The organism is Oceanobacillus sp. HCA-5259, assembly GCF_037892815.1.
Lineage (GTDB): Bacteria > Bacillota > Bacilli > Bacillales > Amphibacillaceae > Oceanobacillus > Oceanobacillus indicireducens.
The window spans coordinates 36,393-60,152 of the sequence record NZ_JBBKBV010000009.1 but is presented as its reverse complement, the minus strand read 5'-3'; the positions used below and the strand labels follow the sequence as shown (position 1 = coordinate 60,152).

General features: G+C 38.5%; 19 protein-coding genes. 10 read left to right on the top strand and 9 right to left on the bottom strand.

Going from position 1 to position 23,760, the window contains the following annotated elements; all coding sequences use genetic code 11:
• The first annotated feature begins 126 nt into the window (after nucleotides 1–126).
• Nucleotides 127–1,569: a Na+/H+ antiporter NhaC gene (gene nhaC / locus WKU33_RS07525; protein WP_156855136.1), complete on the top strand. Its 1,443-nt coding sequence runs from the start codon at nucleotides 127–129 to the stop codon at nucleotides 1,567–1,569.
• Between the two features lie 147 nt (nucleotides 1,570–1,716).
• Nucleotides 1,717–2,847, top strand: coding sequence for an alanine dehydrogenase (gene ald, locus WKU33_RS07520; RefSeq protein WP_188857723.1), 1,131 nt, complete (start codon nucleotides 1,717–1,719; stop codon nucleotides 2,845–2,847).
• A 58-nt stretch (nucleotides 2,848–2,905) separates the two neighbouring features.
• Here the strand turns inward: ald and WKU33_RS07515 are convergent, their stop codons facing one another.
• Together WKU33_RS07515 and WKU33_RS07510 are read right to left on the bottom strand one after the other, a co-directional pair.
• Complete coding sequence (locus WKU33_RS07515) at nucleotides 2,906–4,699, bottom strand: TcaA NTF2-like domain-containing protein (protein WP_188857725.1); 1,794 nt, start codon at nucleotides 4,697–4,699, stop codon at nucleotides 2,906–2,908.
• Between the two features lie 922 nt (nucleotides 4,700–5,621).
• Nucleotides 5,622–5,951 (bottom strand): DUF3899 domain-containing protein, encoded by a 330-nt coding sequence (locus tag WKU33_RS07510; protein WP_188857727.1) that lies wholly within the window; start codon nucleotides 5,949–5,951, stop codon nucleotides 5,622–5,624.
• A 740-nt stretch (nucleotides 5,952–6,691) separates the two neighbouring features.
• Here WKU33_RS07510 and WKU33_RS07505 point away from each other — a divergent pair.
• From WKU33_RS07505 to WKU33_RS07485, 5 genes are all read left to right on the top strand, one after another.
• A complete protein-coding gene (locus WKU33_RS07505; protein WP_188856204.1) occupies nucleotides 6,692–8,425 on the top strand; it encodes a peptide ABC transporter substrate-binding protein in 1,734 nt (577 codons plus the stop codon).
• A gap of 129 nt (nucleotides 8,426–8,554) precedes the next feature.
• Nucleotides 8,555–9,487 carry an oligopeptide ABC transporter permease gene (gene opp3b / locus WKU33_RS07500; RefSeq protein WP_188856203.1) on the top strand — a complete coding sequence of 311 codons (933 nt, stop codon included), beginning with the start codon at nucleotides 8,555–8,557 and terminating at the stop codon, nucleotides 9,485–9,487.
• Nucleotides 9,484–10,503 (top strand): oligopeptide ABC transporter permease, encoded by a 1,020-nt coding sequence (gene opp3C, locus WKU33_RS07495; protein WP_156855124.1) that lies wholly within the window; start codon nucleotides 9,484–9,486, stop codon nucleotides 10,501–10,503. The genes opp3b and opp3C overlap by 4 nt, the downstream gene beginning before the upstream one ends.
• Nucleotides 10,504–10,521: 18 nt before the next feature.
• Nucleotides 10,522–11,580, top strand: coding sequence for an ABC transporter ATP-binding protein (locus WKU33_RS07490; RefSeq protein ID WP_156855122.1), 1,059 nt, complete (start codon nucleotides 10,522–10,524; stop codon nucleotides 11,578–11,580).
• Between the two features lies 1 nt (nucleotide 11,581).
• On the top strand, nucleotides 11,582–12,523 hold the full coding sequence (locus WKU33_RS07485) for an ABC transporter ATP-binding protein (protein WP_156855120.1): 942 nt from the start codon (nucleotides 11,582–11,584) through the stop codon (nucleotides 12,521–12,523).
• Nucleotides 12,524–12,708: 185 nt separating this feature from the next.
• Here WKU33_RS07485 and queF read toward each other — a convergent pair whose 3' ends face one another.
• From queF to WKU33_RS07465, 4 genes are all read right to left on the bottom strand, one after another.
• On the bottom strand, nucleotides 12,709–13,197 hold the full coding sequence (gene queF / locus WKU33_RS07480; protein WP_188856202.1) for a preQ(1) synthase: 489 nt from the start codon (nucleotides 13,195–13,197) through the stop codon (nucleotides 12,709–12,711).
• Nucleotides 13,170–13,763 carry a VUT family protein gene (locus WKU33_RS07475; RefSeq protein ID WP_156855250.1) on the bottom strand — a complete coding sequence of 198 codons (594 nt, stop codon included), beginning with the start codon at nucleotides 13,761–13,763 and terminating at the stop codon, nucleotides 13,170–13,172. Before WKU33_RS07475 ends, queF begins: the two co-directional genes overlap by 28 nt.
• Complete coding sequence (queC, locus tag WKU33_RS07470) at nucleotides 13,763–14,422, bottom strand: 7-cyano-7-deazaguanine synthase QueC (RefSeq protein WP_255454341.1); 660 nt, start codon at nucleotides 14,420–14,422, stop codon at nucleotides 13,763–13,765. The genes WKU33_RS07475 and queC overlap by 1 nt, the downstream gene beginning before the upstream one ends.
• A 431-nt stretch (nucleotides 14,423–14,853) precedes the next feature.
• Complete coding sequence (locus WKU33_RS07465) at nucleotides 14,854–15,543, bottom strand: SDR family oxidoreductase (protein WP_156855114.1); 690 nt, start codon at nucleotides 15,541–15,543, stop codon at nucleotides 14,854–14,856.
• 335 nt (nucleotides 15,544–15,878) lie between these two features.
• Between WKU33_RS07465 and WKU33_RS07460 the strand changes: the two genes are divergently transcribed.
• Both WKU33_RS07460 and rbsK read left to right on the top strand, forming a co-directional pair.
• A complete protein-coding gene (locus WKU33_RS07460; protein WP_156855112.1) occupies nucleotides 15,879–16,850 on the top strand; it encodes a LacI family DNA-binding transcriptional regulator in 972 nt (323 codons plus the stop codon).
• A 16-nt stretch (nucleotides 16,851–16,866) separates the two neighbouring features.
• Nucleotides 16,867–17,778, top strand: a complete 912-nt coding sequence (rbsK, locus tag WKU33_RS07455; protein ID WP_340453953.1) for a ribokinase — start codon at nucleotides 16,867–16,869, stop codon at nucleotides 17,776–17,778.
• Nucleotides 17,779–17,995: 217 nt separating this feature from the next.
• Here rbsK and WKU33_RS07450 read toward each other — a convergent pair whose 3' ends face one another.
• The 3 genes from WKU33_RS07450 to WKU33_RS07440 form a co-directional block, all read right to left on the bottom strand.
• Nucleotides 17,996–19,141: an acyl-CoA dehydrogenase family protein gene (locus WKU33_RS07450; RefSeq protein WP_188856200.1), complete on the bottom strand. Its 1,146-nt coding sequence runs from the start codon at nucleotides 19,139–19,141 to the stop codon at nucleotides 17,996–17,998.
• 343 nt (nucleotides 19,142–19,484) lie between these two features.
• A complete protein-coding gene (locus WKU33_RS07445) occupies nucleotides 19,485–20,765 on the bottom strand; it encodes an L-lactate MFS transporter (RefSeq protein WP_188856199.1) in 1,281 nt (426 codons plus the stop codon).
• 269 nt (nucleotides 20,766–21,034) lie between these two features.
• Complete coding sequence (locus WKU33_RS07440; RefSeq protein ID WP_340453950.1) at nucleotides 21,035–21,613, bottom strand: uracil-DNA glycosylase; 579 nt, start codon at nucleotides 21,611–21,613, stop codon at nucleotides 21,035–21,037.
• 138 nt (nucleotides 21,614–21,751) lie between these two features.
• Between WKU33_RS07440 and WKU33_RS07435 the strand changes: the two genes are divergently transcribed.
• Nucleotides 21,752–23,680, top strand: coding sequence for a BglG family transcription antiterminator (locus WKU33_RS07435; RefSeq protein ID WP_340453948.1), 1,929 nt, complete (start codon nucleotides 21,752–21,754; stop codon nucleotides 23,678–23,680).
• Nucleotides 23,681–23,760: the final 80 nt, after the last annotated feature.

Sequence of the window (23,760 nt, the reverse complement as noted above, 5' to 3'; positions counted from 1 at the left end):
TTTTATGGTTCCATGAGTATTTACTATGGTAAGTGGTTTCGTTGATTTACTGTATCTGTCTTGAGAATTATCTTGCTTGTGGGAAGGAAGGTCGATTTAACTAAAGTGAAACAAGGAGAGGTGTAAATGAGTAAGGAAAACAAGCAGTTAGGAATTAGAAAACCAACATTATTCGAAGCTTTGATTCCGATTATATTCATGATTGTCGCTTTAGTAATTGGCATTTTTGTATATGATACAGATCCGCATATTCCATTATTGCTAAGTGCTGGAGTCGCCGCCATAGTTGCATTTAGACTTGGGTTTAAATGGTTCGAAGTTGAAAAAGGAATGTTGGATGCCGTTCGTCTTGCTCTTCAAGCGATTGTTATTCTTTTAGTGATCGGAACGATAATTGGTTCTTGGATAGCAGGTGGTATTGTACCAACAATGATTTATTACGGACTCAATATACTTTCGCCAAGCTTCTTCCTTGTGGCAGCTTGTTTAATATCATGTGTTGTATCTATCGCTTCTGGAAATGCCTGGACAGCGGCAGGAACAATTGGAATTGCAATAATGGGTATTGGACATGGACTTGGCATCAACCCGGCTATGGTTGCGGGAGCTGTTATTTCAGGTGTTTATTTTGGGGATAAAATCTCACCACTTTCTGAAACAACGAATCTTGCTCCAGGCATTGTCGGTGGAGAGTTGTTTGAGCATATTAAACATATGCTTTATACAACGATACCAGGTCTCGTCATTTCGTTAATACTGTTTTCAATTCTTGATTTTAGATATTCTGGTGAAGGTGCAAGTATTTCCGAAGTACAGGTTTTGCAAACTCAATTGAATGAGATCTATAGCATTTCACCATGGCTGCTGTTAGTACCGTTATTCATCATTATCATGATGATCTTTAAAATCCCGGCACTACCAGGTTTAGTTATCGGTTCCATACTAGGTACAATCTGCTCAATTGTTGTACAAAAAGTACCAGTAGGTGATGCGATTAATATATTATATTATGGGTATTCCATCGAGTCGGGAAACCAAGTAGTTGATAATCTATTAAATAATGGTGGAATAGAGTCCGTATTGTATACGGTTTCATTGATTATTATTGCAATGTGTTTTGGTGGTGTTCTTGAATTAACAAAAATATTTGAAGTGCTAGTTGAGGAGATTATTAAATTTGCCCAAAAAACTGGCAGCCTGATAACGGCAACAGTAGTTACATGTATTTCCTCGAACATTGTCGGATGTGACCAATATATGTCCATTATTGTTCCAGGCCGAATGTATGCGGAAGAATATGATAAGAGAGGACTGAAGTCGAAAAACCTATCCCGGACATTGGAGGATGCAGGAACGATGACTTCACCTCTTGTACCATGGAATACTTGTGGAGCATTCATGGCGACCACATTAGGTGTATCGACACTAAGCTATTTACCATTTGCATTTCTATGTTTAATTAGCCCTTTAATTGCTATTATCTATGGCTTTACAGGGTTTAAAGTAGAATATAAAGAAGGTTATAAACAGGAAGCAGATCCGCCGATGTTAAAGGAAATGGTGAAGTAAAAAAATCTAAACTACCTGCACACCTCGTTTAAATACGGTGGCATAGGAATGTTAAGTAGATTTGTAGCAACGATTTACCTTTCATAGTAGAGAGAATACTAGAAGAAAAAATTAGCTAATAATAAATCACAGAATGGAGAGAATAACATGATTATCGGAGTACCAAAGGAAATTAAAAATAATGAAAAGCGTGTCGCTATTACGCCAGCTGGAGTCACTAATTTAACGAAAGCAGGACATACTATTTTAATCGAAAAAGATGCTGGGGCTGGCAGCAGCTTTACAGATAAAGAATATGCAGCAGCTGGAGCGGAAATCATAGAGGATGCTTCCGAGGTTTGGAAAAGGTCAGAAATGATCTTGAAGGTAAAAGAACCGATAGAATCGGAATACAAATATTTCCGCGAAGGGTTAATCTTATTTGCCTATCTTCACTTAGCTGCAGAGCCGGAACTGACCCAAGCATTAGTTGACAATAAAGTAACAGCCATCGCTTACGAAACAATTACTGTCAACAATACACTACCGCTCCTTACACCAATGAGTGAAGTCGCAGGCCGGATGGCAACACAGATTGGAACACAATTTTTAGAGCAATCAAAAGGCGGTAAAGGCATTCTGCTAAGTGGCATTCCTGGTGTGAATCAAGGAAATGTTACAATTATTGGAGGCGGTGTCGTTGGTACGAATGCAGCTAAAATCGCAGCGGGAATTGGAGCCAAGGTTACTATTATTGACTTGAATCCGGTCCGATTACGTGAGCTCAGCGACATCTTTGGTTCAACGGTACAAACTTTAATCTCTAATCCTTATAATATTGCAGAAGCCGTCAAGAACTCCGATTTAGTCATCGGTTCTGTTCTTATTCCAGGCGCGAAAGCACCAAAACTTGTGAGTGAAGAGATGATTAAATCGATGGAGCCTGGTTCTGTTATCGTAGACGTTGCGATTGATCAAGGCGGGAACTTTGAAACGATTAGCACACCAACGACCCATGATAACCCAACTGTTATGAAACATGGTGTCGTGCATTATGCAGTTGCAAATATCCCTGGTGCTGTACCACGTACCGCAACAGTTGGTTTAACAAACGTGACCATTCCTTATGCAGCACAGATTGGCTCACATGGAATCGCCAAGCTTATTCAAGATAATCTAGCGATACGCTCTGGTGTTAATACAATTAATGGAAAAGTAACCATTCAAACGGTGGCGGATGATCTTGGTTATCGTTATACTCCACCTGAAGAAGCACTGATTGAAACGGCAAATGTATAATGATAGAAAATACCCTTCTGATTTGTTTAGAAGGGTATTTCTCGTTAATTATATTTTTTTAATCTATATTTGTTAATGATACCCCATTGCCATCCGACTCTACGGTGTAATTCCAACTATAATCACTAGTTTCCTCTTTACCGCTGCTATAAATTATCTTAATGGTTTCGTCTGTCGTTACAATCCATGAATCGCCGTCTTCTTCAATATTCGTTACGGTTGCATCGATGACTTCTTGCTTCATACCTTTTTCCACCAAGCGATTTACTAAATCTACTTGCATGCCGTGGAGCGGGCTGTCATCTTTGATATAAGGACGAACTAGCTCATAATCATCCGCATTAATCGCTTCAACAAGACTGTATATATAATTTAAAGTGGTTTCCTCTATTTGTTCATCCATGTCTTTGCTTGCAGGTGCTGAAGCTGACTTGGTAGCCTTATGTAATTCTTGCGACCCTTCCAATGTTGCCGTAGCTTTAAAATCATTACTGCTAAATAGTCCATACGAACTCGCTTCATCGATCAGCCATTTTTCTTCATCCGAATCGAACTTCATTAGAAGTGTTACCGTGTCAATTCGTTCTTCTAAATCAGGCTGCTCATCAATATCATAGGTGGATGCTGTAAAATGGAAGTTCGCCGGGATGGCAACTTCATTTTTTTCATAGAAAGTTAGCTCATCATAATTTATTTCAATTTTGTCTAATTGTCCAGTGAAATTTTTCCCGTACTCGATATTATAGGAAAAGTCGTCTTGGAAATTTTCTCTTACGTTTTCCGTGACAGCTGTAAAGATTGTGGCATCATTCGCTGCATGGGCTTCTACATATTCTTCCCCATACAATAAAATAACTTCTGATAAATTATCCATCAGTTCCTTGCTTACAGTGTTCAATGTAAGCTCGTAGTAATCTTCTTCAATCTTGATATCCTCTAATGTCACCTTACCCCATTCTGTTTCAATAATCGGAGTTGCAGTGACAGAGCCATCCAGATTCATCGGGCCAAGTGCGTCAATATTCATACTCTCATCGAAGGGAATTTGCTGTTCATTCACTTCAATGTACGCATTTTTAATCGGACTGTTATTCGAATTATATAAATGGAATGTTGTCGATTCTGCATCCAGTTGAACATCATGGTAAACCGTATCACTATAGCTGTCTCCGAGGATTATTACATCATCGGACTCAGCTTCCGTTAATTCCCCGCTGTAACTACTATGTATTTTATACTTCCCGGGTGCGAGTGGCCCGTAAACAATGTTTCGTTCATCGTTCTTTTTAGCAGGAAATGTTTCTTCATTAAATGTCGTTTCTATATCTTTAAAAGGCAGATCCAAGTCCACATATTGTGGTACTAAAGAAAATTGATATTTGGGAAAAATAAATAAATGCTTCCCGTTATCTATTAGTTTCATAAGGTCATTCTGATTCGTAAAATCCTCTAAATTTGTCGTTTCAATATTGATATAATGTGCCTCTTCTTTTGCTAGAGTGACAAGTGCTTCTGCCTCTGCCTGTGATATCGATTCACCTTGCATCATTGTCAAATCCTGAACTTTTCCATAATCTTCTTCAATGATTGCTGTGATGAATCGTTCTGCCGTTTTTTCTGGAGAGAAATATGATTTTCCCCACGTATAGCCGCCAATCATGAAAACTAATAGAGCGGCTACTGCACCCATGATTATTTTTTGTTTCTTTGTATAATTTTTTGGCTGCTTTTTAGGAGGGATAACTGTATTTCCGTCCTGTTCTGAAGAGGCATGTAATTTATGCCCACAATTCTGACAAAAATTCAAGGATTCATCTATTGCTTCCCCGCATTCCGTACAGTACTTATCCATGTTTGATAGACCCCTTTATGTTAATTATTTCTTCAAAATCACCATCGTCAGATAACGATCTTAATTATTCACACTCTAGTATTTAAGAAATAAATTTTCTTCATCCATTCAATCATAAGTAGTATAGACTATTCTATTAAATTTGTTAAGCCTTTTCGTTATTTAATGAATATGAATAATTATATACTTTAGTAGATTCATATATAAATGTTTGCACTAGTATTAGATTAATAAAAACAATCATTATGATGACCGGTTCAATATCAGAAAGGAATGAAAAGAGTATATCCTTATACCCTTCGCAAAAGACCTAGTAATGTGTAGCATTATTTCGGTTAGGTAAATAATGCTTATAGATGATGAAGATGATGATTGGGAATTGGTAACAGTGGAAGTTATGCAATATGGTGATAAGTGGTATGTCTCGGATGTGTACGGGTCAAACCATTATACATAAAAATTAATTTAGCTTTTATATAATAAAGTGGAAGACTTAGCCGTTTTGTATAAGGCCTAGTCCTCTTATAGCCGAGTAGTGAAAGCTGGTATCAACTTACTCTCTTCGCCTAAGTTTCCTTTAATGAGGCTGGGACATAACTATTCTAATATGAATTAAATCCGAACAAAACTGCTAACTAGCTCCGGGAATATACGGAGACTCCAGCAGGAGGCCGGCTAAGTACGGTCACGTCCTGTGACCAACGCCGGCACTAGAACCTCCTGTTCGTCGGCCGGCATCGGGGAGACCCCGCAGGGCGGCAGCCCGAGGAGGCTCACCAGCCGCCTGCGGAAAGCGTAGTATATTCCCGGAGCGGTTGTTGATGCTCTTTCTTATCATTTGTTCGGATTTATAACCATACTAAGAAGTTATGTCCCAGCCTCGATTAAGTTCGCTCACGCAATGGGAGTCGCTGTTTCGGTTTTAATATAAAGATAAGGCTAAAAGCATGAGCAAAATAGTTACCATCCCCGTTATGAGCGGAAGTTGGTAATTTTGGGGAACAAGACGTGATAGTGGTCTCCGGTCTTTTTCAGTCACGTTACTAAATGTGTGCTGAAAACTATAAAAAATGATATCAAAGAAACGTCCTTTTATTACATAACCAGCCATCGCTATGAGGATTAGTGCAGTGCCAATAATAAAAGATACATTAATATAGGCTAATAGGTCCGCACGTTTGTAAAAAATCATAGCAAGCAGTAACACAAGTAATTGAGTTATACTATTCCAAATCAAAATTTTCTTGAGCATGTAGGTTAACATCCTTTATAAAAAATGGATACGAGAACAAAGGCAAGCGCCCTTGCAGGTAAAAAACGCGATCATCTTCGCAACACCTGGGACAGAGATCGTCCCGCTAAAGGGCGTTTGTACTAGCACATCCAGTAGTCGCAGCAACGTACAAACTGTGTTTCTGGACGCAGAGCGGACTTGGCTAGTCCTGGATACCTAAGTTACCATAGTATTTTTATTTAATACTTTCTTATCTTTAAAAAAGTCTTGCCGAATTATAAATCTACTGGTATATTATATTATGAAAACGCATTCATGCAAGAATTAAACTGAAAGGTAGCATAAAAAACGATAATCAATTATAGTGGCTAACCCCAAAAACAGGGTTATTTAACTCCTCTTATCTGAACATCTTAAAGTTATGCCTGCAATATCAGCTTATCATTGGATAATTCTTTATGCCAATTTATTCCTGATCGGCTACGTATGCAATTAACTTGGAGATTACGAACCTGCATGAAAGCAATATACTAAAAAGTAAGGAGGAGACAGAAGTATAGGTGAAAGGTCTGGTTTTATAGAAGGGAAGCCATTGATTTCGTTCATACTATCTACATAGAAGGAGAGGGTTTTATAAGAATAATTGCTCAATTCCGATAAAGAACTTTGCAATAATTTGTAAAAAAAGTAATGTACAATTATTTAAATTGTAGTATAATATATCCTGAAACTATATAAAGAAAAGGGTGGGTTTACGAATGAAAAAGTCAAAATATTATCTTTTTATTGTACTAGCCTTGATGCTGGTACTCGCTCTTTCAGCTTGTAGCGGTTCTGACTCAGACTCAGGTGCAGATTCAGGCTCAGAGCCGGATTCAAGCTCGGACACAAGTAGCGAGGAAACTGATGAAGGTTCAGATGGTGGAGAAGCCACAGGTGAGCAAGTGTTTAATATGATTGAAACAGCTGAGATTCCTACGGGTGACCCGTCACTTGCTACAGACGCAGCTAGCTTTATCGTGTTTGGGCAAACAATGGAAGGTCTTTATGTTTTAGATGAGAATGATACACCTGTCCCTGCGATTGCAGATGGCGAACCAGAGATAAGTGAAGATGGTAAGGTCTATACATTTAAATTACGAGAAGATGCTGAGTGGTCTAATGGTGACCCTGTCACTGCCAATGACTTTGTATATTCTTGGCAAAGAGCAGTAAATCCTGAGACTGGATCAGAGTATGCATATATGTTCTCCGGAATTATTGAAAATGCAACAGAAATTATGAATGGGGATAAAGATCCAGAAGAGTTAAAAGTCGAAGCTATTGATGATTACACGCTAGAAGTAACATTGGAACAACCTGTTGAATATTTGGATTCCCTATTGGCATTTGGAACATACTTACCTCTTAATGAAGAGTTTGTTGAGGAGCAAGGTGACAGCTTTGGAACAAATAGTGACACGATGCTTGCAAACGGACCATTCGTACTAACAGAGTGGGACGGAAGCGGTCTAACTTGGAAGTATGTGAGAAATGACCATTATTATGATAAAGAAAACGTTGCTTTAGATGAAGTTAACGTACAAGTTGTAAAAGAACCAAGTACAGCGGTCAATTTATTTGAAACAGGCGAAGCAGATCGTACAGCTGCTTTAAGCGCTGAATATGCACAACAATATCAAAATGATGAGAATGCTTCTACATTTGAAGAAGGTAGTTCTTGGTATTTGAAGTTCAACCAGGTACGTGATGGCGAAGAAACTCCATTAGCGAATGAGAATATTCGTAAAGCAATAGCAATGGCGTTTGACAAAGAAGCATATACAACAACAGTTTTAGCAAACGGTTCTGTTCCAAGTGATGGATATGTACCAAGAGGTTTGGCGAAAAATCCTGAAACTGGCGAAGATTTCCGTGAAGAAAGCGGCGACTTGATTGGATTTGACCTAGAAAAAGCACAAGAGTATTGGGAAAAAGGTTTAGAAGAGTTAGGAGTGGAAGAAATTACGCTTGATTATTTAAGTGATGATACAGAAAACGCTAAGAAAACAAGTGAATATTTCCAGAGCCAACTCGAAACAAATCTAGAAGGTTTGAAACTTGAGTTAAGAAACGTACCATTTAAAGTGCGTCTGCAAGATACGACCAATCAGGACTATGACATTGTCATGCATGGTTGGGGACCAGACTACTTAGACCCAATGACATTCCTTGATCTATACGTTACAGATGGAACGAACAACAATACTGGTTATTCAAATGAAGAATATGATCAATTAATTGAAGACGCGAAAGTGAAATATGCGAATGACCCTGAAAAACGTTGGGAAGCAATGTTAGAAGCTGAAAAGCTATTGATTCAAGAGGATACTGTAGTGGCTCCAATCTATCAAAGAGGACGACTTGTTCTTATTAAACCAAATGTAAAAGGTTTTGAAGAGCATTTATTCGGACCGGACTATACATTGAAGAACGTGTATATGGAAAACTAATTTTGCTATCAAGTGAACAGCAACGGTTAAAGGAAAAGAGAGTATTCCGTAAAGATACTCTCTTTTCCTCATGTATGCACCTTTTTTATTAGAAAATTTCTATTTATTAGCATATAGGAGGAAACACCAATGGCGAAGTATCTCATAAAGCGTATAATTTATTTGGTTATTACGCTGTTTATTATAGCTTCATTAACATTCTTTTTAATGAAGTTCTTGCCTGGTAGCCCATTCCAAAATGAAGAAAAGCTCACGGAAGATCAGCGAGTAATCTTAGATGAGAAGTATGGGCTAGATAAGCCGATTCCTGTGCAATACGCCAATTATATGATGAATGTTGTGAAGGGTGACTTAGGTGTGTCGTTTCAGTTCGACAATCAACCCGTGACAAAACTTTTAAAGAATCGTATGGGGCCATCCTTACAGCTTGGTTTTCAGGCGATGTTTATTGGAACCATTATTGGTATATTACTTGGCGTTTTAGCTGCTATGTTTCAAAATACATGGATTGATTATGGCAGTACATTTTTAGCAGTCTTAGGGAAATCAATTCCCTCTTTCGTATTTGCAGCACTCTTGCAGTATGTAATCGGAGTTAAGCTCGGATGGCTGCCTGTTGCATCCTGGAATGGATTTGCTTCGTCAATTATGCCAACGATTGCTCTGGCGATATTCCCTATTGCAACCGCGGCCCGTTTTATGAGAACAGAGCTGATTGAGGTCTTTAGCTCGGATTATATTACTCTCGCAAAAGCAAAAGGGAACTCAAGAATGGAAGTATCCTTCAAACATGCTATCCGCAACGGATTAATTCCTCTTGTAACCGTACTTGGACCTATGGCTGTAGGATTGATGACGGGGTCGATGGTCGTAGAAAAGATATTTGCGATTCCGGGAATCGGAGAACAGTTTGTAAAATCAATTATGACAAATGATTTTCCAATTATCATGGGAACAACCATCTTTTTTGCCTTCTTGTTGACAGTGATTATTTTAATCGTGGACATATTATATGGAATTATTGATCCAAGGATTCGTTTACAAGGAGGGGATAAATCATGATGAATGTTCCGGAAAAAATTGAAAAACATCGATTTGATCCCGCTCCAAAGGATCATTCTGATTTAGAAAAGATTGAGAAACCACAACTTTCATTCGGTAAAGATGCATGGCTACGGGTCCGGAAAAATAAAGCAGCAATTGTTAGTGCAGTCTTATTATTGCTTATAGTTGTGATGGCAATTATTGGACCGTCCCTTTCAAAATTTGACCCCTATGCGCAAAACGTTGCCCATGGGAATCTTCCTCCTCGTGTGCCTGTTTTAGAGGATATTGGGATATTTGATGGCAGTCAAAAAATCGGCGGTGTAGAAACAAATAAATATGAAGAACTTGGTATAGAAGAGTATTATTGGTTTGGAACGGACAGTCTGGGACGTGACCTGTTCTCCCGTGTCTGGGTAGGAACAAGGGTGTCACTTTATATTGCCCTTTTAGCGGCAGTAATTGACATGGTAATTGGTGTTGTCTACGGATTAATCTCCGGTTTCAAAGGCGGCAGAGTTGATAACGTGATGCAACGTATCCTGGAGGTAATATCTGGTATTCCTAACCTAATTGTCGTCATATTAATGCTTTTAATCTTAAAGCCAGGTATTATGTCGATTACAATAGCTTTGGTTATCACCGGCTGGATAGGTATGGCAAGGGTTGTAAGGGGACAAGTGCTTAAGTTGAGGAATCAGGAGTATATACTTGCCTCAAGGACACTCGGAGCAAGTAACTTCAGATTATTATTCAAACATTTACTACCCAATTTATCCGGGGTTATTATCATTAATACCATGTTCACGATTCCTAGTGCCATCTTTTTTGAAGCCTTCCTAAGCTTTATCGGAATTGGTTTACAAGCACCAGAGGCATCTCTTGGTACACTAATTGAGGATGGATATAAAACATTTCAGTTCTTACCTCATTTAATGGTTATTCCGTGTATTGTTATTTGTATTATCTTAATAGCTTGTAATTTAATGGGAGATGGACTTCGTGACGCGTTTGATCCAAAAATGCGTGATTAATAAATGAGGTGAAACGACATGAAAAAGATATTGGAAGTTTCAGATCTGCATATTTCTTTCCATACATTCGCAGGGGAAGTGCAGGCCATCCGTGGCGTGAACTTTGATCTTTTTGAAGGAGAAACACTTGCTATAGTTGGAGAGTCTGGATCTGGAAAATCGGTAACAACGAAGTCGATCATGCGATTGTTACCACCTGACAACTCGGAAATAAAAAAAGGAAAAATTCTTTTTAAAGATACAGATATTGCTCAAGCAACGGAAAAACAGATGCAAAAAATTCGTGGAAAAGATATTTCAATGATCTTTCAGGATCCCATGACCTCGTTAAATCCAACGATGACAATTGGAAAGCAGATTATGGAACCACTTTTAAAGCATCAAAAGTTGAGTAAAGACAAGGCAAGGGAACGGGCTTTGAAACTGCTTGATCTTGTAGGTATTCCAAAACCGGAAATTCGTATTAAACAATACCCGCACCAATTCTCAGGTGGAATGAGACAGCGTGTTGTAATTGCGATTGCACTTGCTTGTGCTCCGAAAGTGTTGATTGCGGATGAGCCAACAACGGCCTTAGATGTTACCATTCAGGCGCAGATATTAGATTTAATGAAAGAATTGCAAAAACAAATCGAAACATCGATTATTTTTATCACACATGATTTAGGTGTTGTTGCTAATGTTGCTGATCGTGTAGCTGTCATGTACGGGGGTAAGATTGTAGAAATTGGCACCGTAGATGAGATATTTTATAATCCACAACATCCTTATACATGGGGGTTAATAAGTTCCATGCCAAGCTTGGATTCAGGAGATGAGGAGTTATTTGTAATTCCTGGTACACCACCAGATTTACTGCATCCGCCAAAGGGAGATGCGTTTGCTCCAAGAAATCCATATGCTATGAAAATAGACTTGGAGGAAGAACCGCCAATGTTTCAAGTTTCGGATACCCATTTTGCTGCTACCTGGTTGCTTCATCCCGATGCACCTAAAGTAGACCCTCCAGCAGCAGTCAAAGAAAGAAAGGCTATATACCAAGCGAAACAAGCGGCTTCTTTAAAGGGGGGACAGTGAAGTGGCGGAATCAGAAAAGTTGTTAGAAGTTAAAAATCTTAAGCGACACTTTAACGTTGGCAAACCAAGTGAAGTCAGAGCAGTGGACGATGTCACTTTTGATATATATAAAGGAGAAACATTAGGACTTGTTGGCGAATCAGGATGTGGCAAATCAACTACTGGAAGGACCATTATCCGTTTGTATGACGCAACAGACGGTGAAGTGCTTTATAGAGGCAAAAATGTACATGGGAAAAAGTCAAATTCGGAAATGAAGGAATTCAACCGTAAAATGCAGATGATTTTCCAGGATCCTTACGCCTCATTAAATCCAAGGATGAAGGTATCAGACCTGATCGCTGAGGGGATTGATATCCATCGTCTAGCCAAATCGCCTAAAGAGCGTATGGAAAAAGTTCATTCGCTTTTGGAAACAGTTGGTTTAAATCGAGAACACGCGAACCGTTTCCCGCATGAGTTCTCCGGGGGACAAAGGCAAAGAATAGGTATTGCGCGGGCATTAGCAGTGGAACCGGAATTTATTATCGCGGATGAACCTATTTCGGCTTTGGATGTATCAATCCAAGCCCAGGTAGTTAACTTACTCAAAAAACTACAAAGGGAAAAAGGACTAACTTATTTATTCATTGCCCACGATTTATCGATGGTGAAATATATTAGTGATCGAATCGGTGTGATGTATTTTGGTAAATTAGTCGAACTTGCGCCTGCCGAGGATTTATACCGCAATCCGATGCATCCATATACACAGTCATTACTTTCCGCAATCCCGTTACCGGATCCGGACTATGAACGCACCCGTAAACGGCAATCATACAATCCTGCAATTCATCAGTACGCTGAAGGTGAAGAAGTGACCATGCGAGAGGTTGCTCCAGGACACTTTGTCAATTGTTCGGAAAAAGAATTTGAACAGATCCAGAAAGACTATAAAATTTAATAAGCTTTGAGCGTGGTATCCACTATGATCCGTGCCACATTTTAGTAAACTTGATTGTTAGCTAGATTCCTCGAAGTTTATTCGCTAAACATAAAATACCTCCATCAATAGGATGATGGAGGTATTTTATGTTTAAGCAGATTCTATATCTAACTGCATGTAGAATAATAAATGGGGATTTCACTTCATCTATTATCTACTTTCTCCGGATACATATCATGCTTAAACATTCGTTCTCTTGCCATTTCTTCATATATCGTATTGGGCTTTCCGTAATTGCAATACGGATCAATGGAGATTCCTCCGCGTGGGGTGAATTTTGCCCAGACTTCGATATACTTCGGATCTAATAATTTAATCAAGTCTTTCATGATTATATTTGCACAGTCTTCATGGAATCCTGGTTGGTTCCTGAAACTGACCATATACAGTTTCAGTGATTTGCTTTCCACCATCTTAACATCAGGCATATACGAAAGGTAAATCGTGGCATAATCCGGCTGTCCTGTCATCGGACAAAGGCTTGTAAATTCAGGGATATTGAATTTAACGAAATAATCATTTTCTCTATGTTGATTTTCAAATGTTTCCAAAATGTCGGGATTGTATTTGTAATTGTATTCCGTATTTTGATTTCCTAGTAATGTTAAATCGTTTGTGTCACTTTTTCGCATGCTTTATCCTCCTCTAATTTCCTATCCGTAATATTCGGTTCATACAGATCCATTTTTATAACGACTTTCCTAATTCCACCAGCAACTACTAATTGCATCACAACCTTGGCAACCCATTGACCTAATATGGCATAGGGCACTAGATTCCACGGAACGAATTCCAGTCCAAGCGGTCCAATACCGATAATGACAAAGATTGCTGAATCCAAAAATCCTGCAACGATACCTGAATACATGACCCTTTTTACAAATGGTAATTTAAACCGTGTATAAATTTCGGTGTCGGCTGTCTCGGAAATAATGAAGCTTAATGTACTTGCAAAAACGACCCATAATGGATCCCCTATTAAATAGCTTGAAAGAGCTGAGAGTAACAGGGCTAGCCCAATGAGCAGATAGGTCCGTAATCTGCCGAATCTATTTTGCACCATATCTCTCATGACAAGGGTTAATCCGATCAGCAAGGTACCATACGGGATGATGAGTGGACCTAGTTCCAAGGGAGCGAATCTTGCAGTAATGACATTGGCTAAAATGATAGATAATAGGTAGATAGCTATTCGAATCATACTACATGTCGCCCTTGTAGATAGGTTTCTAACCCATCATTTCTTAGTTTACAAGCAGGGCATTCACCACAACCATCCCCGATAATCCCGTTATAGCATGTCAACGTGTTTTCCCTAATATACGCTAGGCGATCCATCCGATCTGCCATTTTCCAAACCTCTGATTTATCTTTCCACATGAGAGGGGTGATTAATTTAAAAGGAAAATCCATTGCAAGATTTAACGACGTGTTGAGTGATTGAATAAAAACATTTCGACAATCCGGATATCCGCTGGACTCTGTTTCACTGACCCCGGTGATAATATTTTTTATGCCCATTGATTTTGCATAAATGGCAGCAAATGAAAGGAAGATATGATTTCTTCCTTCTACATATGTATTTGGTATTGTTCCTTCTTCTATTTCCATATCTTTTCTCGTTAAGGAATTTTCAGTTAATTGATTCAGTAGATCCATCTGAATAATTTTCTGATTGACACCGAGATCCTTTGCTATTTTCTTCGCGCATTCGACCTCCGATTCATGTCTTTGCCCATACAAAAAAGTGACGGTTTCCACTTGATCGAATTCTTCCAATGTCCATAACAAGCATGTGGTCGAATCCTGTCCGCCACTAAATACAACCATTGCCTTTTCCATTGTACATTCCTCCATAGTTTTTATTTAAGAGGGGATGGTTTCGAACCCTCTATGAGTATTTAGAACGAGATATCCATTATTGTTGGTCTTCCTATTCTAACCGTTTCCTTTATAGGATGGATAATAAAGTAACCAAATTTTTATATTCACCATTATAAGGAAAGAAAAGTGGAAACGCAATAGTAGTAAAAAATTGTATGGAGTTGTGTTAATTCTGGCGTTGGGTGTACTGAATTATCGAGGACGCTGTCGTAAGTTAAATTTCTAACTCAAACCTTCTGCGTCTGCCCCGAACCCTAGCATTCTCTTTTCGTTTTTTCAGTATGGATAACCATCTCGCAGTTATCCGTACTGGTTATATAATTAAGGATTGTTCAGTAAACCCTTCCTAAAACATTAAATCCTATTCCTTTAAAAGCTTATAAATACAACACTGTCCACTACTACTATTTGTTAGTAATTGTGATCTCCGTTACAGTCAAATTATCACGCGGTTCAACATTGTTCATAATAATTTCTGCTACGTCGTCCGGATTCATTAAGTGTTTTGTTTCTTCTTCCGTATAAATCCCATCCCAAAATTCAGTTTTCATGCCTCCCATGTATGCAGCATAAACATGAATATTCGTATTTTTTAATTCGGCTACTAGGCTCTCTGTAAATCCTCGTACTCCAAATTTGCTAGCACAGTATACCGATTCGTTTATTTTACCAGTCTTTCCTGCTGTTGAGACAACGTTAATAATTCTTCCTTGGTTCCTTGCTTTCATCTCTTTTAGGGCTTCTTGCGTACAAAAGATGGTTCCTTTCAAATTAATATCAATCATTTGGTTTATATGGGTTTCTTCGATATTTTCAGCGAGATCAAATACACCTAGCCCAGCATTATTTATTAACAGATCTATGGTACCGACTTCACGCTTAATGGAATTAAAGACATTTACTACCTCTGTTTTAGAGGAAACGTCAAGCTCGTAAATTGTATAATCTGATACGAGTGACTCTGAAACCTTAAGAAGCTTCTGTTTCGTGCGTCCTAATAAAACAACATGAAACCCTAATTTCGAATATTTTATTGCTAAAGAGGCACCTAGTCCGCTTCCTGCACCTGTTATGATCACATTCTTTTTCCTCATCTTTACATTCATTCTCCTTTGTGAATAAAGTATTTTAAGTAATATACGTTTGTTTTTAATCGCTAGCCTATGTCAAAATAGAATAATGTGTAACCCTTTACACATATATGATAAAATACTTCTAATTTGATTTCAACTCTCTAATGTAATTGTTTATAATTATTTATTTCCAGTTGAACATGGAATGATTCAAATTTAAAATAAGTATCTGCTCGTAATATCATCATATCGTATTGCAATAATGTTTTATAACAATATATAGCTTATAATAGAGATTAAACTATGATCCTATCTTACTTAGTCTTTACATAGGATCTAAATAGGTGGGGGTTTGTATGGTTACGATAAAAGAAGTGGCAGAAGAAGCAGGGGTTTCGGTTGCAACTGTTTCCCGGGTAATCAATCAAAATGGTTATGTTAGTGAAGAAACTTTGGAAAAAGTAAAAAGTGTAATTGACAAATTAAATTATAAGCCGAATTCAATAGCTAGATCACTTTATCATAAAACTTCAAATATGATTGGTCTCATTATTCCTGACATAACTAACCCTTTTTTTCCAGAATTGGCAAGGGCAGTTGAAGATGTTGCAATGATGTATGGATTTAAAGTTGTACTTTGCAACTCAGATCAAAACCCAGAAAAAGAAATGAAATATCTCGATTTGTTTAAGGAAAAATATGTTGATGGCATTATCTTTACTACACAATCACAAGAATCAACGGTTTATTCAGATTTAAATGTCCCTATAGTTGCTTTGGACCGTATTGGAGATACGACGATCCCTTCCGTTGTTTCAAATAACTATAAAGGTGCTAAGAAAGCTACTGAGCTATTGTTGCAAAAAGGTGTAAAAAATATTGCTCATATTAGAGGTCCAAAAAATATCGCACCTTCAGAAGCACGTTATCACGGTTTTATCGATGCCGTGGAAGGAAAAGGAGTTAATTATACGATAAGTGAAGCTGAATTTCAGCTGAAAGATGCGGAAAGAAAAGCCGAGCAATTCTTTGAAACTCACACAGGTATAGATGGAATTTTTTGTAGTAATGATACAATTGCAGCTGGGTTTTTGAAAGTAGCTTTAAAAAAAGGAATTAAAGTACCCGAAGACCTTCAAATTGTTGGATTCGATGGATCGTTTTTTGGCGAATTTATTTATCCAGAATTAACGACTGTATCCCAGCCTATATATGATATGGGAGCAGTAGCTACTCGATTGTTAATAAAAATAATTCAGGGCAATCAACCGGAAAAGTTACTATATGAAATGCCAACGACAATTATAGAGAGAGGTACGACCAGATAGTAATGGAGGAGATTGTATGAAGAAACCAGTGGTTTCAGTAGTTGGAAGTATAAATATGGACTTAGTGGTGAGTGCCTCCAAGCGTCCCATAGCCGGTGAAACAATCTTAGGAAATGACTTCCAGATTATTCCGGGCGGGAAAGGGGCGAATCAAGCTGTTGCCATTTCGCGTCTTGGGGCTGAAGTTCATATGATTGGAAGAGTTGGAGAAGATAAGTTTGGTGCCAATTTAATAGAATTTCTAGAGAAGGAAAGTATATTCTTAGGTGGAGTAGAAACATTACCTGATATATCTTCAGGAGTAGCAGTTGTTACTTTAGCAGATCAAGACAATGATATTATTGTCGTACAAGGAGCCAATAAATATGTAACACCTGATTATATAAGAAAGTTCGAAAAGCAAATTGCGGAAAGTGACGTTGTGCTTGCCCAACTAGAGATTCCTATTGAATCAGTAGACGAGGCTGCAAGGCTTTGTCATAAGTATGGAACTACATTTATCTTAGATCCAGCTCCTGCCCAAGAACTTCCTTCTTCATTAGTAGAATATGCGGATTATATTACACCTAATCAATCAGAGCTTTCTCAGTTAACGTCAGAAGGAATGATGAGTTTAAAACAATACCCACAAAAACTGATTGTTACAGAGGGGAAAAGTGGAGTTATGTATTTTGATGGAAATGATATTATTAAAATATCTAGTTACCCTGTTAAAGCAGTAGATACTACGGGTGCCGGTGATACGTTTAACGGAGCATTCGGTTATGCTATCAGTCAAAAATACGATTTACAAACTGCTTGTGAATTTGCAAATGCAGCAGCAGCCTTATCTGTTACGAAGCTGGGAGCTCAAGGTGGAATGCCAACGATGGATGAGGTTAAAGAATTTCTTTATAAAAATGGAAAAGGAGATATTGTAATTGCTTGAAATAATTAAAAAAGAGAAGTACTAAAAGTTGTGGTATCTAAATTATTCTAAGTTTTTTATTGACTCTAGCTTGTGAATTTATTTTCCCTTTAAGCACCAACTACTATCTCTTCGGGGCCAGTTTACGATAAAGGCATAAAGTATACCAATCAGAAGCAACGATGCGGGAATGTTAAGGGAGGGGGGAACGAGAGTCCCCGACATTCCCCCATGTAACTTAATTATTTTTCGTTTGAGCCAAATTCATAATCGTCATATCATCCATCGGCGGGTTATGAAGGCCGGCACGAACATCGCGGTAATAGCGCTGTAATGGATTGTTCTCTGACAGACTTCGGGCACCGACGATACGCATCGCTAGATCCACTACATGAATTGCCTTGTTGACAACCGATAATTTTACGGCGCCAAGCTCTGGTCCCATTGTTTGCCTCATGCTTTCATCTGCTCCGTCCCATTTTCTAGCTACAGAGAAAAGGAAGTGTTTTGATTCTAATATCGCTAATTCCATTTCTCCCATCTTCTGTTTGACGTTTGGCAAGTCGGAAATGGTTCCGGATATGCTGTTAGGTGAATAAGTTCTAGCAAATTGATTAGCATAATCCTGAGCAGCGCGGGCGATACCGAGATAACAGGCTGGAATATGAAGCAGCCAACCCGTTGCTTTTCTCTTTCCACCTGTGAGTTCTTCCACGAGATCATCTTTTTCTACCTGCACATTTTCGAGAACGAGGTCGTGACTGCCTGTTCCTCTCATAGCAATGGAATCCCAGGTTTCATCAATGCTTACTCCTTTAATATCATGTTTAATTAAAAAGTTACCTATTTTCTCCGTCCCATCAATCGAGGCACTTACTACAAAATAATCAAGAATTGGAGCGAGGGTCGTGAATGTTTTTCTGCCATTAATTACCCACCCTTGTTCGGTTTTCTTGGCATACGTTTCCGGCTTTCCTCCACGTGTCGGACTGCCAGTGGCCGGTTCGGATGCTGCGTTATTCAGCAAGGAACCAGTTGCAACCACGTCTTTTGCTACGCTTGCAAACTTATCCTTATCCCAGATATTATTTTCGCCAAGATGTTTCATGATTCCCATATGCCAGCCAATGGAAAGGGCTGTTGACCCGTCTGCTTTACCGATGATCGCTTGCAGGTAAAGCATTTCACTGAGAGAAATCTCGCCACCACCATACTTTTTAGGTAATGTAAGAGCTGGATAACCGATACTTTTTAGTGCGTTGAAGTTTTCAAAAGGAAAAGTGCCTTTCTTATCATGCTGTGCAGCTCGTTCTGTAAAGGGAGCAACTGTTTTCTTGAGTAAATCAGCACGTTCCTCCATCGTTTGTAGCTCTGTGATTTTCATTCCATATCCCTCCGTTAGTTTGAGTAACCTTCCGTAAGTTGTAATCCTATTAATTTACTTGGTTTTATACAATTTATTATGTCATTAGGAGGTAGAAAGTTCAATAAATAGGTGGATTGGTCTCCCGTGATGGTAAGCAAAGTATGCCATTGACACGTTATATTTACTTAGGATGCTAACACGTATTCGTGGTAAATGTGAATTAGTGTATTAACTACATATTTAACTAACAAAATCAACACTTACATAAACTGAAACTTCATTCAGTGGAAGAAAAACAAAAACTCCGACTGAATGAAGTTTCAGTTTATAAGAAGGTACATGGATACCTTTGCCTAATCGTTTACTTATTCAACACACTTCCCTTTTCATAAGCAAGTGGTGTTACTTCCTTCTTGTTTCGGATTCTTTTTATATCTAGTCGTATCCATAAGGAAAGTGCCAAGGCGACGACGAATAATAAACTAAAAATCATCATAGTCAAATCATAACTATTGGTTGAATCATAAATCAGGGATAAAAGAAGCGGTCCAGCTAAACCAGCCATTGCCCAGGCAGTCAAGATGTAACCGTGTATAGCGCCCAGCTGCTTTGTACCGAATAAATCCCCAATATACGCAGGAATCGAAGCGAATCCTCCACCATAACACGAAAGAATTGCAAACAATAAAATTTGGAAAACGATTGGGTTGCTTGCAAAAGGTAATATAAAGAATGCAGCAACTTGAATAACAAAAAATACGGTGTATACATTCGGGCGTCCAATATAATCACTTAACGAGGCCCAGCCTAGTCGACCGGCACCATTAAACACACCCATGATGCCGACCATCGTAGCTGCAGCAAGCGCGGTCATCCCTGTGATCTCCTGTGCCATTGGAGATGCAACTGCAAGAATCGCAATGCCACATGTAATATTGATAAATAACATGAACCAAAGAAACCAGAAACGTCGTGTTTTAATTGCTTCATTTGCTGTTAACTGAGATAGATCGGGTTTGATCTTTTGGTTACTGGATTTCTTTTCCTCAAATCCTTTTGGTACCCAATCTTTTGGTGGCGGCGCTAAATAAAGGGAGGAAAGGTTCATGACAGTAAAGTATATTACTCCTAATATAAAGAAGGTGGCGGGAATATTGATTGCGTCAATTAACGCTGCAGCAAGAGGGCCGGAAATCATTGCCGCAAATCCAAATCCCATAATAGCTAGTCCAGTAGCAAGCCCCCTGCGATCCGGAAACCATTTCACAAGTGTAGAAACCGGCGCGATGTAACCAATTCCGAGCCCAATCCCACCAATAACACCATAGAATAAGTATAATAATAGTAAGGATTCTGTTAATGTAGCAAGTCCCGAACCAGCGACTCCAACGCTGAAAAATAAGGCAGAAAGCATCCCGGATTTTTTAGGACCATGCTTCTCTACAAATCTACCCATAAAAGCGGCGGACATTCCTAAAAAGAAAATTGCGATACTGAATGCTGTAGATACCTGCGCCGTGTCCCATCCGTACTGCTCGACCATAGGATTTGTAAACACACTCCATGCATAAGCAGAACCAATGGAAAGATGAATACCTAAGGCTGAAGCAGCAATTAACCATCTGTTTTTAACTTTTCCCATCTAACATCCTCCTTTTTTAATATATGGAAAATTCTTGGTTGATATAATATTCTCTATCTATTAATCTAAAATATACACCAATTTGTAAGCGATTTCAATTACGGATTTTATTTTATTCTGTCCCCAGCTGAATAATGCTGGACCTTGCTGTAATAATTGATGGTGAATTCTATGATGAAGAAGCTAACCTCGGATTTTTAGTTGGAAAGGAGCGGCAAGCCTGTTTCATTCCGAGCAAGGTTTTACAGTAAAGAAATGAGTTGAATCCCTTAAGACTGCATTTCACGGTAGTGACTGGCAATAAACGTTAAATCCTCAATAAATAATGAGCGTAAATTCGGGCGGCGTCTGACAGCCAATGGATGATAAGCCACCGCTGTCTTAAACCCATGTATTTCATGCATGAAGCCGCGCAGTGATTTTACATCTACATCGGGATCTTGGAAAAAAGATTGGACTGCAACGTTTCCTAAACAGAGAATAAAATCTGGCTGTTTAAGTTGAAGCTGCTGAGTCAAGTGCATCATACAGACTTGTCGGACTAGCTCTTTATCATAAGCACGTACCGGCCTTCTTTTTAAAATGTATGTAATATACAATTCCTCCATTTCTAGTCCAACCTCTTTGGCACCCTGCTGAAGTGTCTGCCTTGTACCACAAACATATGCATTACCTTCACGGTCTTCACGTGCACCAGGATTATCAAGAATAACCATAATAGGTGCATTTGGATGTCCTTCACCCCACACCATACGTGAGCCTTGTAGGTATAACCCGCATTCCTTGCACTCTCTAACGTCTTTTGGGACCGGTTCCTCAGGCCACGGCATCGGACAAAAATCAGACAAAGAATTCGCCTCCTTTTGCTTGCAAAATGTATACATCTTAATCTGCCCAAATATCCTCAGTTCATAACTTCCCCTGTAGATATTCATTGCTTCTTCATCACCTATTAGTCTAAACTCTTACATAGGAGTAGATAAACTATGAATGAAAGACAAAAAGAACTTCTAAAAATACTTTTAACTGAATATCAAGTCCCGCTCCTTATCCAAGAACTTGCCTCGCGACTAGATTGTTCAGAGAAGACAGTGCGAAATGATTTAAAACAAATTGATTTATATTTAGTCGAGGTGTCAAATGGCAGTATCGAGCGAAAGCCAGGTGTTGGTGTTACGCTTGAAATGGATGAAACGGAACGTATAGAAGTATTGCACTTGCTTTTATCAACGTCTCCTTTTCAAGGTAAGGGAGAGCGAATTATAGAAATTGCTTTTCAATTACTTACAAGTAATAATCCGGTTACAATCCAAGCCTTTGTAAATAAATATTATGTGGCAAAGACTGTGATTAAGAAAGAATTGGACAACATACAGCATTGGTTAGCGTCTTTTGACCTGGAATTGATTTCTAAACCAGGGCTTGGGCACATGATTAAGGGGACAGAATTGCAGAAACGCCAAGCATTATCACGGCTGCCGCTACTAGTTTCAACGGCCGATCGAAAATACGTCCTTGATTTATTTTTGCCCCATGAGATTACGACAATTAAGAAAGCGTTGCGTGATCTGCGGCTGAACTATCGTTTATCTTTTACAGATGAAGCAATGGAGAGTCTCCTTGTACATGCTCTCATTATGCTAAAGCGTACGAGACAAAAATCGCCTGTGCTTGTTAATGAAAAAGAAAAAGTACACGTTTTTGGTCAGGAAGAGTATCGCTATGCTGTCTCTTTTTTTGAACAACTGGAAGCCGTATTTCGAATTTCTTTTCCTGCAGATGAACGTGTTTATTTTACTTGGCATCTTATAAGCAGTAAGGTGACTGAAGACGGTCTAAATGATAAATTAAGTTCCGATTCCTTTTTACTGGAAGTAGTATCTAATCTAATTAGGAAGCTAAGCAAACTAACATTGTTTCCATTTAAAAAAGATGCGGTACTAGAAAAAGGATTAGTTGTGCATATGCATTCTGTGATTAATCGCATCCGATATGGTTTTCCCATTACGAACCCAATGTTACTTGAAATTAAAAAGATGTACCCGTACATGTTTAGCATGATTATTTTGGCATTGGGAGAGATAAGGCAAACATATAATCTTGATATTAAAGAGGATGAGGCTGCATATCTCGTTTTACATTTCCAAGCCTCTATAGAAAGAATGGAAGGATTCAAAAATGAACGTAGGAAAACTTTAATTGTCTGTCATATGGGTGTAGGGATGTCCCATTTACTTGAGGCTAAAATTGCTCAAAATTATAAGGGAATTGAAATTGTCGCTTGTATAAGTAGAGCAGAGATAGATCAAGTTTTAAAGACAAAAGAAGTAGATTTTATTATTTCTACCGTTCCACTAGAAAAAGTGGAGGTACCCTTTATTGTTATTTCTCCTTTGCTGGAGACAAAAGATAAGGAAAAGCTTAGTCAGTTTTTGGATGAGCTAGATCATAAGGTTGAAAAAAGTAGCGGTTCTTTAATTCAAAGCTTCATCTCTAAAGATTTGTTCTTCCTCGAAGTGGACAGGGAACATCGTTATGAAGTAGTTGAGTTACTCGGAAATGCACTGATTCAAAAAGGATATGTAAAGGAAAACTTTACTCATAGCGCACTACTTAGAGAAAGAAAATCTGCAACCTCAATTGGCGGAGGTATTGCTATACCACACGCTGATCCTGTTCTTATAAAAAAATCGGCGATCGCAGTAGCTGTTTTGAAGGATCCGATTGAATGGGGAAATGAATTTGTCTCTGTTGTCTTCATGCTTGCAATAGCAAATGCCGATCAAAAAATAACTAGGGAAGTTATCGGACAAATTGCAGCAATCAGCGAGGAACCGTTAATAGGGAAGGAACTAGCAAATGTGCAAAACATGCAAACATTTATAGACGTTTTAGAGAAGAGAGTAGGTTATTAAGCCTGCTTTCTTTTTTATGTATGGTAAGGTCTAATTGATCATTTATTACCACTAGTTCCGGTAAAAATAAAAACTTATTC